General features: G+C 37.8%; 13 protein-coding genes. 10 read left to right on the top strand and 3 right to left on the bottom strand.

Going from position 1 to position 14986, the window contains the following annotated elements; all coding sequences use genetic code 11:
• Positions 1 to 91: 91 nt before the first annotated feature.
• The 10 genes from ACG72T_RS00705 to ACG72T_RS00660 all read left to right on the top strand — a co-directional run bounded on the left by ACG72T_RS00705 (position 92) and on the right by ACG72T_RS00660 (position 10145).
• Positions 92 to 808, top strand: coding sequence for a GntR family transcriptional regulator (locus tag ACG72T_RS00705; RefSeq protein WP_395264167.1), 717 nt, complete (start codon positions 92 to 94; stop codon positions 806 to 808).
• 30 nt (positions 809 to 838) lie between these two features.
• Positions 839 to 1327, top strand: a complete 489-nt coding sequence (locus ACG72T_RS00700) for a PTS system mannose/fructose/N-acetylgalactosamine-transporter subunit IIB (RefSeq protein ID WP_395264018.1) — start codon at positions 839 to 841, stop codon at positions 1325 to 1327.
• A gap of 26 nt (positions 1328 to 1353) precedes the next feature.
• A complete protein-coding gene (locus tag ACG72T_RS00695; RefSeq protein ID WP_395264017.1) occupies positions 1354 to 2283 on the top strand; it encodes a PTS mannose/fructose/sorbose/N-acetylgalactosamine transporter subunit IIC in 930 nt (309 codons plus the stop codon).
• Positions 2270 to 3085, top strand: coding sequence for a PTS system mannose/fructose/sorbose family transporter subunit IID (locus tag ACG72T_RS00690; RefSeq protein WP_395264016.1), 816 nt, complete (start codon positions 2270 to 2272; stop codon positions 3083 to 3085). Before ACG72T_RS00695 ends, ACG72T_RS00690 begins: the two co-directional genes overlap by 14 nt.
• 12 nt (positions 3086 to 3097) lie before the next feature.
• Positions 3098 to 3523, top strand: a complete 426-nt coding sequence (locus ACG72T_RS00685; protein ID WP_395264015.1) for a PTS sugar transporter subunit IIA — start codon at positions 3098 to 3100, stop codon at positions 3521 to 3523.
• The gene (locus tag ACG72T_RS00680; protein ID WP_395264014.1) at positions 3516 to 5531 is read left to right on the top strand and encodes a hypothetical protein; all 2016 of its coding nucleotides are present in this window, start codon (positions 3516 to 3518) and stop codon (positions 5529 to 5531) included. Before ACG72T_RS00685 ends, ACG72T_RS00680 begins: the two co-directional genes overlap by 8 nt.
• A gap of 28 nt (positions 5532 to 5559) precedes the next feature.
• Positions 5560 to 6732, top strand: a complete 1173-nt coding sequence (locus ACG72T_RS00675; RefSeq protein ID WP_395264013.1) for an SIS domain-containing protein — start codon at positions 5560 to 5562, stop codon at positions 6730 to 6732.
• 79 nt (positions 6733 to 6811) lie between these two features.
• Positions 6812 to 7972 (top strand): N-acetylglucosamine-6-phosphate deacetylase, encoded by a 1161-nt coding sequence (gene nagA / locus ACG72T_RS00670; RefSeq protein WP_395264012.1) that lies wholly within the window; start codon positions 6812 to 6814, stop codon positions 7970 to 7972.
• A gap of 148 nt (positions 7973 to 8120) precedes the next feature.
• Complete coding sequence (nagA, locus tag ACG72T_RS00665; RefSeq protein WP_395264011.1) at positions 8121 to 9281, top strand: N-acetylglucosamine-6-phosphate deacetylase; 1161 nt, start codon at positions 8121 to 8123, stop codon at positions 9279 to 9281.
• A gap of 120 nt (positions 9282 to 9401) precedes the next feature.
• Positions 9402 to 10145 carry a glycerophosphodiester phosphodiesterase family protein gene (locus tag ACG72T_RS00660; RefSeq protein WP_395264010.1) on the top strand — a complete coding sequence of 248 codons (744 nt, stop codon included), beginning with the start codon at positions 9402 to 9404 and terminating at the stop codon, positions 10143 to 10145.
• A gap of 423 nt (positions 10146 to 10568) precedes the next feature.
• Here the strand turns inward: ACG72T_RS00660 and ACG72T_RS00655 are convergent, their stop codons facing one another.
• The 3 genes from ACG72T_RS00655 to ACG72T_RS00645 all read right to left on the bottom strand — a co-directional run bounded on the left by ACG72T_RS00655 (position 10569) and on the right by ACG72T_RS00645 (position 14711).
• Positions 10569 to 11966 (bottom strand): hypothetical protein, encoded by a 1398-nt coding sequence (locus tag ACG72T_RS00655; RefSeq protein ID WP_395264009.1) that lies wholly within the window; start codon positions 11964 to 11966, stop codon positions 10569 to 10571.
• A 244-nt stretch (positions 11967 to 12210) separates the two neighbouring features.
• Positions 12211 to 12486 carry a hypothetical protein gene (locus ACG72T_RS00650; protein WP_395264008.1) on the bottom strand — a complete coding sequence of 92 codons (276 nt, stop codon included), beginning with the start codon at positions 12484 to 12486 and terminating at the stop codon, positions 12211 to 12213.
• Positions 12487 to 12758: 272 nt separating this feature from the next.
• Positions 12759 to 14711 (bottom strand): hypothetical protein, encoded by a 1953-nt coding sequence (locus ACG72T_RS00645; RefSeq protein WP_395264007.1) that lies wholly within the window; start codon positions 14709 to 14711, stop codon positions 12759 to 12761.
• Positions 14712 to 14986: the final 275 nt, after the last annotated feature.

Below are 14986 nucleotides of genomic sequence, written 5' to 3'. Positions count from 1 at the left end.
ACTCAAAAAATGGTCTATTCCACATGTTGCCATGCTATTTGTAACCGTATACAATGGTCTTGTGGTTGATACCAGAAAGGATTCGATTCGTATGAAAATTACTCTTCAAGAACAGTTAATCAACTTGCTGACTAATTACATTCAAACTTTACCAGCAAATGCAAAGTTACCATCCGAACGCGAACTGGCAGAAAAATACGAATTATCGCGTACGACTGTTAGAGCTGCTCTAATGGAGCTAGAAATTACTGGCTTGATCAGACGTGTTCACGGAAAAGGCACATTTGTGAATAGAGTTGATTTAAATAGTGATTTGAATAGTAGTTACAGTTTCAACAAGCAGATGATTTCACTGGGGAAGAAACCACAAACCAAACTTCTTAGTTTTGAACGAAAGGAGGCTAACGCATACTTTGCTAAGAATTTGGAAACTGAAGTAGGTAGTCAAATCATTAAATTAAAGCGACTACGTTATGCTGATGGAATTCCTGTGATGCTGGAGCGCACCTATTTACCAGCTGATCACTTCAGTTTAATGACTGAATCGATGTTGAATAATCGCTCATTATATTCAGTTTTTTCAGAAGAGTTCAACGAACAGGTTTATTATGCCGATGAATATTTTCTCGCAGGCATCACGAGTGTTAATGATAGTAAATATTTAGACATAAAAGAGGGAACCCCTTGTTTGAACCTTCGGCGCCAGACGTATAATCCGCACAATCAAATTATTGAATTTACATTGAGTGTTGCAAGAAGCGATCAATTTGCTTATCACATTCGACACGATGTCAGTAATAAATCCTAAAGAAGAGTAAACATTTGGAGGTAGAAAGTTATGGGTATTATTGCAGTAAGAATTGATGAAAGATTAATTCACGGTCAAGTGGCCAATTTATGGACAACAAAATTACAAGCTTCAAGAATTATGGTAGTTGATAACGATATTATAAAGAACGACATTCAAAAGACTGCCCTTAAATTGGCTAAACCAGCTGGAGTTAACTTGAGTATTTTAGGAACAAAGAAATCTTCAGCTAACATTTTAGCTGGTAAGTACGACTCACAAAAAGTATTCCTTGTAGTAAAGAAACCTGAGACATTGGTTGAGATGATCAACGAAGGGGTTACATTCGACACTATTAATGTTGGAAATATGTCACAAAAGGATAATACTCAACATCTTACACAATCAATCAATGTTACTAGCGATGATTATGATGCATTCCAAAAAATCTTGGATGCTGGTGTAAAAATCACTGCCCAAATGGTTCCAAACGACGATGCAAAAGACTTCTCAGGTATCTTAAAGGAATTCAAGAAATAACCACATATTAATTGGGGGAAAAAACAATGGAATTTACAATCGTTCAAATATTACTTTTAACGGCATATTCTATGTACAACATCTATGATGAACTTCAAATGAACTCATCATTAAGTCAACCAGTCTGGGCCGGAATGATCTCTGGTTTAGTCATGGGGGATATGAAGACCGGTCTTATTATCGGTGCTGCTCTACAACTAACAGTTCTTGGTGTTGGTACTTTCGGTGGTGCTTCAAAGATCGATGCTAACTCAGGTACAGTTTTGGCTACAGCCTTTTCAATCGGTACAGGTATGAAAGCTGCTACAGCTGTTGCCGCTATCGGTGTACCAGTTGCTGCTTTGTTAACATCATTTGATATCTTAGCTAGATTTGCTAATACTTATTTCCAACACAAAGTTGATAAGGATATTGAAAACTTCAACTACAAGGGTATTGAAAGACATACTATCATGGGTGCACTTCCATGGTGTCTATCACGTGGTATCCCAGTATTTCTAGCTTTGGCATTGGGTCAAGGCGCTGTTAAGACAATGGTTACATATCTAAACGGTGATCTTCAATGGTTAAACACAGGTCTACAAACAGCCGGTGCTACATTACCTGCTGTCGGATTTGCTATCTTGCTACACTACTTACCAGTTAAGAAACACATCGCATACTTGATCCTAGGTTTCACAATTACAGCCTTGCTTTCAACATTATTCTCAAGTATCCAAGCACTTGGAACAGGTTTGACTGCTGCTAGCAAAGCATTTACAACAACCTTCAATTCTCTACCAATGTTAGCAATTGCCCTAATCGGTGGTGCCTTTGCCATTCTTGAATACAAGAAATCAATTGCTAAATTGAACGCCACACCAGCTGCTGGTTCAAAAGCCGGTTCTGATGACGAAGATGAAGAAGACGAAATTGAAGACGCTAATGGGGAGATAAACGGTGATGAAGAAGAATAAAGAATATACATTAACTAAAAAAGATTTCACTCAAATTAATAAGCGTAGTTTGTTCGGTTTCCAAATGGGTTGGAACTATGAAAGAATGCAAGCCTCTGGATATCTGTATACAATCTTGCCACAACTAAGAAAAATTTATGGTGACGGTACTCCTGAATTGAAGGAAGCTATGAAGACTCATAACCAATTCTTCAATACAAGTAATTTCTTTAACACAATCGTTACTGGTATCGATCTTGCCATTGAAGGTAAGGAAGGTGCCGACGGTCTTGATACTGTTGCTGGTATTAAAACTGGTTTAATGGGACCATTCGCTGCCATCGGTGATTCATTGTTCGCTGCTTTAATTCCAACTATCATGGGTGCTATTGCTGCTACAATGGCCGCACAAGGTAACCCAATTGGATTGTTCCTTTGGTTAGCTGTCAACATTGCAATCATGGTCTTTCGTTGGAAACAATTGCACTTTGCTTATACAAGAGGTACAAAACTTGTTTCAGAAATGCAAGGTCAATTGAACGCTTTAACAGATGCTGCTACATTGCTTGGTGTTTTCATTGTTGGTGCTCTAATTGCAAGTATGATCAACATTCAAGTTCCATTTATAGCTCATTTGGGTAAAGTTACACTTCCTGTTCAAAACAATATCGATATGATCTTACCAAAACTTGTTCCAGCTGTAGTTGTAGGTTTGGTTTACTGGTTACTAGGTAAGAAAGGTATGACATCTACAAAAGTTATCTTTATCGTTATTATCGCAGCTGTTGCTCTATCAGCAATCGGTGTACTTGGCAAAATCTAGGAGGATTTAACAATGGCATTAATCTTGATGAGTCATGGAAATATGGCAATCGAAACTTTAAAATCAGCTGAATTAATTATCGGAGAATTACCAGAGACATCAGCTTTGGGTCTTCAAAAATCTGACGGACCAGAAGATCTTAAGGCCAAAGCTGAAGCAGAAATCAAAAAGTATTATGACAAGGAACCAGTGTTCTTGATCGTAGATTTACTTGGTGGAACTCCAGGAAACGTCGCTGTCAATTTGACGCAAGAATATCCTAAGATGCAAGTTATTTCTGGCTTGAACTTGCCAATGGTCATTAATTACGCTAATCAAAAATTCATCGGCTCAGATATCAAAACAGCCGATCTAATGAAAGAGGCCAAAGACGGCATCGTTGATGTCAACGCCTTTATCAATGCTGATTCAGATGAGGATGATGAAGAGGATGAATAATCCTTACCGGTATACTTTACGATTAGCGATAGATAAAAATATTTATGATGCTGAAAAAAAACAAAATTTACTTGAATTTGTTAAAGAAGCACATATTTCCGACGTAGCTTTTTTTATCAATCAAGAAGAATTGTCAGACGCACATATAACTCTTGAAAAAGCCAAAGAATTAATCACTAATGTTGATGAAATCAGTCAACCTTTGAAAGAATTAGGTATAACGATCAGCTTGAATCCATGGACAACTATGAATCACTCCGACCGAGGAATTCATATTAAGCCGGAACTCGATATTAAGTCAATGGTTAATTATCAAGGTGTTAAAAGTATTTCAATGGCTTGTCCTGGATATCAAGGCTGGGCTGATTATATTAGTGATATCTATGCAATTTGGGCCAGCATTCAACCACATGAACTGTGGCTAGAAGATGACTTTAGACATTACAAGAATGCACCATTTAAATTGGGATGTTTTTGTGATGATCACATGAAACAATATAACGAGCTTTTAGGAACAGATTTGTCACGGGCAGATTTTGTTGAAAGAATGTTTACTGGTGGCGAAAACAAGTATCGCAATGCCTATTTGACTGTTGCCAGAAAAGAGATTTTACAAGTAGCTCACTTAATTGAACAAAAGGTCCATGCTGTTTCACCCACGACGACCTTAGGTTTAATGAGTTCATGGCCTGAAGTTCACGCACTGGAAGGTCGTGATTGGCAAAAGCTCTTGGATGAATTGAGTGGTGAAAACACTCCAGCGGTGTCACGTCCACATTTGCCAGCTTACAACGAAGTAAGTCCACAACAATATGCACGTGATTTTGAGAAATATACCGTTGCTACAAGAACAGAAATCGGTCAACGTCATAAAATCTATCCAGAAATGGAAAGCTTCTTGTATTCTCCATATGCAAAATCAAACAAGTTTACGCAATTTCAACTAGACACGACTAGTTTAGTTCATGCCAATGGCGTTTTACTCAACATGTTCAGCATGATGGGTGATGGAATCAATCCAACTTATCGTTATGCCTCCCTGTTAAACGATGATAAAGCATATTTAGACTTCTTAATGGAGAACGGCATTGATATTGAACATCGAAGTGGCGTAATAGTGCCGATGAATCAGGATGTTGCTAAAACTAAGATTGATCAAACAGGTACGCTTGAAGGATTGATGGCTTCGCAAACACAATGGCTAGAATTGCTTTCCACAATGGGAATCGCAACCAAGCCAGTAAATTATCTTGATCAGGAAATCAAAAATAAGTGTGTTGCGATAACTGGTAATTTCCTCAATACCTTGTCTGATGATCAAATCAAGCAGATCTTTACCCGTAATTTCGTCTTGTTAGATGGGGATGCGGTGATTATCTTGAATAATCGTCATTTGTTAGACTTGATCAATGCTACAGAGATTGAAGTCATCAAGAATCGTTCAGGACATCAATCGTTTGAACAATTCGATGGTGAAACTATTTCTGGTATCAATAATCCAAGATTGACGATGCTGACGCACACTGGCGACTACGTGAAAATTACTTATAAAGCCGGTGTCAACGTGCATTCATCTGCTTATGACCGCTTAGAGAATAAATTGGGTCCAGTTACAGTAACTGATGATAAATTTTATGTATTACCGATGACTGATTCGCCTAAGTACGGTTGGCAAGCTCAATATACTGACATCCGCGAAGGTGACTTGAAGAAGTTCTTTGAAGAAGAATTGAGTATAGCTCATTTGGTCGATATGTATAATTGCAAGTTAGTGATTGATGAAGATCAATCTCAGATGATCCTCAGTAATTGGTCGATCGATGACATCAAGGGTATTAATTTCTTCTTAAAGGATCGCAACGTTAAACAAGTTTCCATCACTTATCGAGGGGAAGACGGTACTGTTCAAAATGAAATTTTAGATGTTGAGTTAGATTCAAACGGAATCTATCACGTCGACTTCACAGTCAAAGAGTTGGCTGTCTTACACATCAAGTTCTTAGGTTAAAAATTATTTAGAGAAGGGATTCAATATCATGTTTACAAAAACAGATCAAGAATTAGAAAAAATGGGTGCTAAAATCACTACCCGTGAAATTCAACAACAACCAGATTTATGGAAGGAGGCTTTCCAAAACTATACCGACAAGAAATCAGAAATAGATGACTTTTTGAACAAGGTAACTTCTAGCTACCCTAACCAAAAAATCAGAGTCATCTTCACTGGTGCGGGTACATCGGCATATGTTGGCGATACCCTCAGACCATATTTAAATCGTGTTGGTGATACTGCCCACTTTGTTTTTGAAAGCGTTCCTACAACTGATATTGTATCTGCACTGCTAGATAATTTAAGAAGTGACGATCCAACTATTCTCGTATCATTCGCTAGAAGTGGTAATTCTCCAGAAAGTGTTGCCACAGTTGAACTTGCAGAAAAACTAGTTAAGAATTTGTATCAAATTACAATCACTTGTGCTCCAGAAGGTCATTTAGCCAAAAAGGCTGAAAACGAAGCCGGCAATTTATTGCTACTTCAACCAGCCCTTTCAAACGATAAGGGATTCGCCATGACCGGAAGCTTCTCTTGCATGACTTTGACGGCAGCTTTGATTTTTGATACAAATGCTGAAGACCAGAAAAAAGCTTGGGTCGACACAATGATCAAGATGGGCCAAGAAGTGATCAGTCGTGAAGATGAAATTCAAGCCTACGCTGATTTAGACTATGATCGAATCACTTACTTAGGTAGTGGCTCACTTTCAGGTCTAACACGTGAAGCTCAATTGAAGGTACTTGAATTGACAGCGGGCGCATTGACTACGATCTTCGATTCATCAATGGGATTCCGTCACGGTCCTAAATCATATGTTAACGGTAAGACAATCGTCTTTGATTTCATGAGCAACGATAAATATACTCGTCAATACGACGTTGATATCTTGGAAGAAATCAAAGCTGATGAAATTTGTAAGAAAGTCGTTGGAGTGGGGACTTCAACTGACAATGATTTCACTGGCGACAATTTCTTCATTGCAGCCGGTGACAAAGATCTTCCAGAACTTTATCAAGCTTTACCAGATGTTGTATTTGCCCAAACATTTGCTCTGTTGAATTCAATCAAAGTGAATAATACTCCAGATACACCATCAGCTAGTGGAACAGTTAATCGTGTTGTTAAAGGGGTTACCATTCACGATTACGAATAGTTACTAATGAGTTTGAAAGGTTGGAACATTAATTTGTTTCAGCCTTTTATATAGCAATAAATTATGAGGAGACGTTTAAATGTCATATTATATTCAAGCCAAAAAATTCTTTTTGAAAAATGCAACTGAAAATGGTGGTTATCTAGAAGTTACCGACGATGGTAAATTCGGTGAGTTTTATCCAGCCGGAACTGAAAAGCCAGCGGGCAAAATTGTTGATTATTCCGATAAATTCATTGCCCCAGGTTTAGTAGATACACATATTCATGGTTTAGTAGGCCATGATGTGATGGACGATGATTTTGATAAGTTGAATGAAATGTCAGAAGGATTGTTGAAGGCTGGTGTTACTTCATGGTTACCAACCACTTTGACAGCCTCACATGATCAACTGTTGAGCATTTGTCACACTATCGGTGATAATTATCAAAAAGTTACAGGTGCAAAAGTACAAGGAATTCATTTTGAAGGACCTTTCTATACAGAAAAACACAAGGGTGCCCAAAATCCTAAGTACTTCCGAGATCCTGATGCTGAAGAATTTAAAGATTGGCAAGATGCTGCTCACGGAATGATTAGAAAGATTTCAATTGCTCCAGAACGTAAAGGTGCTCCTGAATTCGTTAAGGCTGTTGCCTCTGATAAAGTTGCGGTCTATCTGGGCCACAGTGATGCTACCTTTGAACAAGCTAAAGCCTGTGTCGAAGCTGGTGCGACTGGATTTACACATACTTATAACGGGATGAGCGGTTTGAACCATCGTCTACCAGGTATGGTCGGTGCAGCTCTTTCAATGAAATTAGTTGATGACGAGTTGATCTGTGATGGTCACCATGTCAATCCATACGCTGCAAGAATCGTTATTGAAAAGAAGACTCCTGAACATGTTGCTTTGATTACTGACTGTATGCGTGCCGGTTTAATGCCTGACGGAGATTACATCTTAGGTGAATTGCCAGTTGTCGTAGCTGACGGTACAGCCAAGTTGAAAGAAGCTCCCCACAGTTTAGCTGGTTCAATTCTGATGTTGAATGAAGCTATCAAGAATGTTGTTGATTGGAATATCGCGACTGATGAAGAAGCCGTTGAAATGGCTAGCTACACAGCTGCTAAGAGTTCTAAGATCCTTGATAAATGTGGGATCATTGCTGGCGGTCGTGACGCTGACTTTATCGTCTTGAATGATGATATGTCCTTGTCAGAAACATACTTAGACGGTGTTTCAAGATACCAAGCTTAATCTGTTGATTGATTTTTAATAGACGAAAAGTATCCTCTGATTCTTTAGAATCAGGGGATATTTTTCAGTTAAAACGCTTTATTACGGTGGTATAGACCGGTGAACAATGGTATAATGAAAACGTTAAAATTAGTAAGGAGACTGGATAATGTCATATTATATTCATGCTAAGAAGTTCTTTTTAAAAAACACAACTGAAAACGGTGGCTATCTTGAAGTCACTGATGATGGTAAATTTGGTAAATTCTTTACTGCTGCTGAGGAAAAACCAGAGGGCAAGATTGTCGATTATTCTGACAAGTTTATTGCACCTGGTTTAGTAGATACACATATTCATGGTCTAGTTGGACACGACGTGATGGACGATGATTTTGAAAAACTCAACGAAATGTCAGAAGGATTGTTGAGAGCTGGTGTTACTTCATGGTTGCCAACAACTTTGACAGCTTCACATGAGCAACTAAAGCACATTTGCCAAACAATCGGGGATAATTATCAAAAAGCAACCGGTGCTAAGATTCAAGGTATCCACTTTGAAGGACCTTTCTACACTGAAAAACACAAGGGTGCTCAAAATCCTAAGTACTTCAGAGATCCTGATGCGGAAGAATTCAAAGACTGGCAAGATGCTGCTCATGGTATGATCAAGAAGATTTCAATTGCCCCAGAACGTAAGGGTGCTCCTGAATTCGTTAAGGCTGTTGCTTCAAACGATGTTGCAGTTTACCTTGGTCACAGTGATGCTACTTTTGAACAAGCTAAAGCCTGTGTTGAAGCTGGTGCTACTGGTTTCACACATACCTACAACGGAATGAGTGGCTTAAACCACCGTCTTCCAGGTATGGTCGGTGCAGCTCTTTCAATGAACCTAGTTGATGACGAATTGATCTGTGATGGTCATCACGTTAACCCATATGCTGCAAGAGTTGTTATCGAAAAGAAGACTCCTGAACATGTTGCTTTGATTACTGATTGTATGCGTGCTGGCTTGATGCCTGATGGTGATTACGTTCTTGGTGAATTACCAGTTGTCGTTGCTGATGGTACAGCTAGATTAAAGGACGAAACTCATAACTTGGCTGGTTCAATCTTGATGTTAAATGAAGCTATCAAGAATGTTGTCGACTGGAACATTGCTACTGATGAAGAAGCCGTTGAAATGGCCAGCTACACAGCCGCTAAGAGTTCAAAGATCCTTGATAAATGTGGTGTGATTGCTGATGGCCGTGATGCCGACTTTATCGTGTTGGATGACGATATGACATTATCAGAAACATACTTAGATGGTGTTTCAAGATACCAAGCTTAGAAATTATCGCTATACCGATAGTTATTTTTTAAAATACTTTAAAACCGGGAATACACCTTGTAAACTCGGTTTTTTTGTTACAGGTCTTTTGTTGTATACTCTACTTATTGGAGGATTACTATGAATAAAAAGATAATTGCTCATAGAGGAATACCAACCTTAGCACCAGAAAATACGATGGCTGCATTCAATGTCGTTGTCAATCACGATGTCAAGTGGATTGAGACAGACTTGAGCATTACTAAAGATGAAAAAGTTTTTGTTATTCATGATGACAAATTAAATAGAACAACTAATCAATCAGGTTCGATTGAAACAGTCGATAGTGAAACAGTCCAAAGTGCCGATGCTGGCTATTGGTTTGCTGAAAAGTTTCGTGGTGAGAAGGTCCCTACTTTAGATCAATTAATTGATTTTCTTAATATCCATAAGATAAATGCCAACATTGAGCTAAAAGGTGTTGTAGGGGACAATGCCAATTACTTAGCCGATAGATTGGTTGAAGTTTTTGCGAAGGCTTTAGAGAGATTAGATGATCATGTCGAGCTGATCATCTCTAGTTTCAATCCCATCATGTTAGAAAAAATGTATCAGTTGAGACCGGACTTAAAATATGCGGTATTATTCAGCAGAGTGACACTAGGGGAAGACTGGAATTTAGTTATGCAAGCTTGCCATGCTCAAATTGTGCATCCAGAGAGTGCTGGCTTAACTGAAGCTAAGATTCAAAAAATGAAGGATTATGGTTACGAGATCAATGTTTGGACTGTCGATGACATTAATCGAGCTCGTCAATTGCTTAATTGGGGTGTCGATGGTGTTATTACCAACATTGCTGATCGGATGAGTTTTTTAGAAGAATAAACAAAAACACCTCGGGATTTCAGTAATGACTGAAAAGATCCCGAGGCTTTTTTGTCTAGACGAAATTGTCTTTTGGAGGATTCATTATGAGAACTAATAGCTTACTGGTTTTTAAAGGGGCAGAAGCTACTCCAAATACAATGATTTTAAATCAACAATGATCAAAACCGCAAAATCAACAACTACTCTTGATCTTGCCTCATCTCAATTCAACGTGTTTCAGAACTTATCCCATTCAATACGATCCACCTAGATTACGATACTTTTAATCGATGACGTCTTGGTAGATGTATGCTCACGATCGTGAGACTTCGAAGAAGGGGAACTATTGGTTACATTTCCTTTCTTCTTATGGACAAGTATAAACAGAATTGATTAATATCCAACGAAGGTGCTATATATCATACTGATTGTACAATATGTTTAAACAGATTGTGTAAAACACCAATCTAGTTTTGATGTATAAGTCCCAGCAGGGACATTAGCGTTTTTAACATGCAATAATATGCCCTCGTTTTTGTTCCAACTAAGGGATTTTACTGGCTGTCCTTTGAACGTTGTATAAATATTGGTCTCATTGTTCAAGGGTTGTGGAGCCTGATCTGATTTATAAAAATACAAGTTAGCTGGCAGCTGGGTATTTTGATCCAGTGACTGAGTTTCAGGTAGATATTTCATGAAGGGAGTTTCTTGCTTTAGAGATAAGGTAGTGGCGTTTTTATCACGACGCTGATCGATAATGGTTGCAACTTCGTTAGGGCTGTTGGTTTCAGCCGTTCGATATTTAATCGTGTTCGTATCAAAAAATTCCAGTGGTTCAAAATTGATATTTTGGGGATACAAGATAATTCCATTGGAAATGTAGTTTAGTCTTAGTTCGTCGCCAAGCGTTTGATATGAGTTGTCGGAACTATCTACACCGATAAAGAAAGGCTTGGAGGAAAAATTCTGGTGATCAATAATACCTTGAGTAATTGTATTGATTTTTATTTTTTTGGTTGTGTTTGGATCGAATTTATTCAGTTGAATCTTAACTTTTTGAAAGTTATTAACTGCATTTAAAGTGAGACCAAAATCCTTTATTTCTTTATCATCAACGGTAATTTTACTAATTTGAGAAGTTAAATTTAAGTAGATAAAAAAATAGCTATTACTAAAATCGATATTACCGTTATTATCCAAATCAATTTCATATTGAATCTCATCACCGTTAGTGACCTTATTCAAAGTTTGCGTACCATTGTCATCACTGTTAAAAGATAGATTAGTAATGGAACTAGTTACTTTTACATCAGGATCAAGTCTTGGCAAAACTGTTAAAAGACCATCACTGGTGGTTAGTGTTTTATTTTTAAATTCGATAACGGCAAAGTATTTCTCGCCATTATTTTTTTCAGATAAAGTTTCAGTTGTATATTTAAACTGGTTGGAGTTGTAATTGCGGAGACCGACGATTTTGCCGCCCTCTCGTTTGAACCAAGAAACCTTGACATCCTCGTCATCACGGTCTTCTTGTTGATCAAATCCTTGGATGGTGAAAGTTGCTTTGGTCCCGGACCGAGCTTTTTGGTCATATAAACCACCACCAACGTTCATCAGTTTAGTCTTGGTAACAGTACTGCCATCGGAATTAATAGCTGTGGCTGTAATGAAAAAACTGCCTTCTTTGCCAGTCTTGGCAGTTACCTTACCATTATCATCGATCGTGGCCAGATCATCAGGACTAATACTCCAATTAACCGGCACAGTAGAATCAGATGGAACCAAGTGGGCACTTGCAAAGGCTTCGTTTTTGCCAAAGTTATTATTAGTGTTGTACAAGTAGTCAGTGTCGACATTAATATCACTAATAGCAGTTGCTTTTATTTCTTTCGGTAGGACATGTACAGTAGCGATTTCCGAGTAATTTTTTTTCAGAGAAAATGAAACCAGTGTACTTGTCGAAAATCTGAAAGCGATAAGTGCCAGTTTGTTCGGGCGGAAATTTTAAAGTTGCATCTTTATATTTCGAAATGATTTCAGGTGGTTGGTTTTCAAAAGACATGTACCAAGTGTGACTCAGCGGTTAAAAAGGATTTTCAATAACGCTGAATGATGGTCGAACTGAGCTTGTAGTGATTTGGACGTAGTCACCCAATGTGACATAGTAATCTGACCCGGGTTCAATATTGAAACCTCCGGTAGTCCAAAAGCCACGGTACTTGACTGGTCGAGGACTGGGGGCAGGGAAACTTGCTTGAGATGCAGCCGCTTTTATCACGGCACTATGAGCCAATAAAAGAATTAGAATAATGGCAATCGGGATGATTAGGTAATGAATTTTCGCTAATTTAAATTGCATTTTTAATCCCCCTTCAAGTTATCTATACCAATAATAAATAGTATATAGAAATTTAGAAAGTCGATAAAGCATTTTTTTTGAAAAAAAGTTATTGAATAATGAATAAAAATATTGATTATTAAAAATAAAATCACCTTTATTTAGCTATGAATTAGCCAAGTAAAAATATAAAGAGAATTTTACGACTAAAAAACCCTTCAACGATTTGGATTTCGTTGAAGGGTTTGATTAAACTGCTTCTTTATCAATCTGCAAAAGCAGGCAACATTTGGTTAAATACTTTCCGTAAAATTCCAATTAAGTGTGGCTTGATAGGAACCGCCCAATGTAAATTTGTTATTAACATAGAGCAGCAGACCGTCTTCTTCCATCCAACCGATCGAATTCAGCTCTTCTCCAGAGTTAGTTTCAGAAATTAAAACTGGTGCATTCAGTATATCGGTAAAGGAGCCATTTTCGTAATAACGCATTACCGCTTGAAGAGTTTCTCCATTTTCATTGATGAAATCAGTTACTTGTGAGACGTAAACTTTCAAAGCCGTTTTATCCCTTCTTTGATCTTCGACATTGACAATATTATTTGGCGAATTTAACTCGGCCGGGCGTTTTTGTAACAAATCTTGGTTACTAGGACCTACCCAACCATAATCAATATCAGCAATGTCAGTGGAAAAACTATCAATGGCATAATTGATTGTTTCTTGCACTCCTTCTTGACGATAAATTTGCTCATCTGAAGTGGAGCCATAAGCATAATTGGTGAAATTAAATTCCTCTGATGCAGAAATTCCAGCGACAGTTGTAAAGACATCGATTGCTGCAGTTTCTTGTTTACCGATAGTACCAATTTTAATGACTAAATTGTCGGTATTATTATCATCGTCATGAATGATACTGTAGTCTTCTTTTTCTACGGGTACACCATTTAATCTAACATCATTGACGATAGTTTTATTATGTAGTGGAATGACATAATTACCATCGATCAATTCGGCATCGGGACTCTTATTGTAAATATTGTCATGGTAGCTTATTTGATCACCGTTGACGACGTTATTCAAGAGGTTATCTGTATCATCGGAATGATTATAGGTAAGATTTTGAATCTTATTGGTAATCTCCAGTTCAGGCCCAGAAGGGATGACAGTTAGTAGTGCTTTGTTAGTAGTCAGTTTTTTACTAACACTTCCTGACTTCAATGTGATCACGGCCTGATAATAGGCACCGTCATCGTCCATAGTAGTCGGATTGGTTGTATAGAAGTCGTCTTTTCCAGAAGCAACTTGCGTACGCTTGGTAGAACCTGGTTCATATCGGTACCAAGCAATGGTAATTGTCCCCGTGTTCTCGTCGTCTCCATCACCACCGGTATTACCCATGAGGGTATAGGTAGCACTTTGACCAGACTTAACAGTTTGATCATCTAAACCACCACCAATTCTTACTTTGGCAGTGCCAGATACACTAGAGCCGTCATCATTGGTCATTGTACCAGTTACCGTTACGACACCATCTCGATCTTTCTTATTAGCCGTGATTAGACCGTCTTCATCAATTGTGGCTAAACTAGTATCGTCGATGGACCAGGAGATAACCCCGGTAGCGTTTTCAGGCGTTGGAACGGCATGAGCATAAGTCGTATTAGATATTTCATCACTCGTATTGTATAAATAGTCATCATCTGTTGTAACGTCCAGTTTAATCGCATTTACTTCTTCAGGGAGAGTATGTACCGCTGCGACCTCTGAATAAAGATGTCTTTTTATGGTCGGAATCGTATAGTATTGGGTATCTAGTTGATACCAAACGGTTCCCTCTTCGGTAGGCGTTATAGTTAAATTTTTCTTTTTACCGGAATCGCCCTTGGGAACTTCAGTCCAATTTTTTCCATCAGTAGTTTTCCACCATTGATAATGTGGCGTATCAAAAAGACCTAAAATAACAGCCCAAATTGACCGGCCAGCACTGGTTCGTAATGTGACCGGTTTGTTAACTACGGTGTATGAATTAGCATTAGGTTGTAAACCATAACCACTAGTCATCCAAATTCCAATGAATTTCTTGGGTGGTTTAGTTGGTTTGAATTGGGGGGTTACTTCAATATCTTCCTTAGTATCTTGAGCCTTTATCTCATCAGGTAATGAAGTTGAAAGGTTGAGTAAAATAATTGGGATTATAAGCAAAAGTAAGAATTTAAATGTTTTAATATATTTTCGATGTCGCAAAATTAGCACCTCCAATATCTTGGGACAAAACACATTATATCGGAGTATTAATATTATATTTGTTCAAAAAATATAAGAACATTTATGATAAAATGAAAGTTAATTTATGCACAAAGTATTAATTCTTAATTTTGTATACGGTAAGTAAACAAACTAACTATCAAAAGTGAGTATACGAAATGTCGATAGGAAATGTGACACAAAAAGTCCATCAAATCAATCGTTGACTTGATGGACTTTTTAATTAAATAGATGTGTAATTGTTCATTAATCGT

Origin of the sequence: Companilactobacillus sp. FL22-1, assembly GCF_043951805.1 — a bacterium.
Taxonomy (GTDB): Bacteria; Bacillota; Bacilli; order Lactobacillales; family Lactobacillaceae; genus Companilactobacillus.
The sequence above is the reverse complement of the archived record's forward strand: the minus strand, read 5'-3'. Positions and strand labels throughout refer to the sequence as shown.

Excerpts from the sequence above, each read along its gene's own strand:
- ACG72T_RS00700 (WP_395264018.1), top strand. The coding sequence starts at position 839 with ATGGGTATTATTGCAGTAAGAATTGATGAAAGATTAATTCACGGTCAA.
- ACG72T_RS00695 (WP_395264017.1), top strand. The coding sequence starts at position 1,354 with ATGGAATTTACAATCGTTCAAATATTACTTTTAACGGCATATTCTATG.
- ACG72T_RS00650 (WP_395264008.1), bottom strand. The coding sequence starts at position 12,486 with ATGCAATTTAAATTAGCGAAAATTCATTACCTAATCATCCCGATTGCC.
- ACG72T_RS00680 (WP_395264014.1), top strand. The coding sequence starts at position 3,516 with ATGAATAATCCTTACCGGTATACTTTACGATTAGCGATAGATAAAAAT.
- nagA (WP_395264012.1), top strand. The coding sequence starts at position 6,812 with ATGTCATATTATATTCAAGCCAAAAAATTCTTTTTGAAAAATGCAACT.
- ACG72T_RS00690 (WP_395264016.1), top strand. The coding sequence starts at position 2,270 with ATGAAGAAGAATAAAGAATATACATTAACTAAAAAAGATTTCACTCAA.
- ACG72T_RS00705 (WP_395264167.1), top strand. The coding sequence starts at position 92 with ATGAAAATTACTCTTCAAGAACAGTTAATCAACTTGCTGACTAATTAC.
- ACG72T_RS00660 (WP_395264010.1), top strand. The coding sequence starts at position 9,402 with ATGAATAAAAAGATAATTGCTCATAGAGGAATACCAACCTTAGCACCA.
- nagA (WP_395264011.1), top strand. The coding sequence starts at position 8,121 with ATGTCATATTATATTCATGCTAAGAAGTTCTTTTTAAAAAACACAACT.
- ACG72T_RS00685 (WP_395264015.1), top strand. The coding sequence starts at position 3,098 with ATGGCATTAATCTTGATGAGTCATGGAAATATGGCAATCGAAACTTTA.
- ACG72T_RS00675 (WP_395264013.1), top strand. The coding sequence starts at position 5,560 with ATGTTTACAAAAACAGATCAAGAATTAGAAAAAATGGGTGCTAAAATC.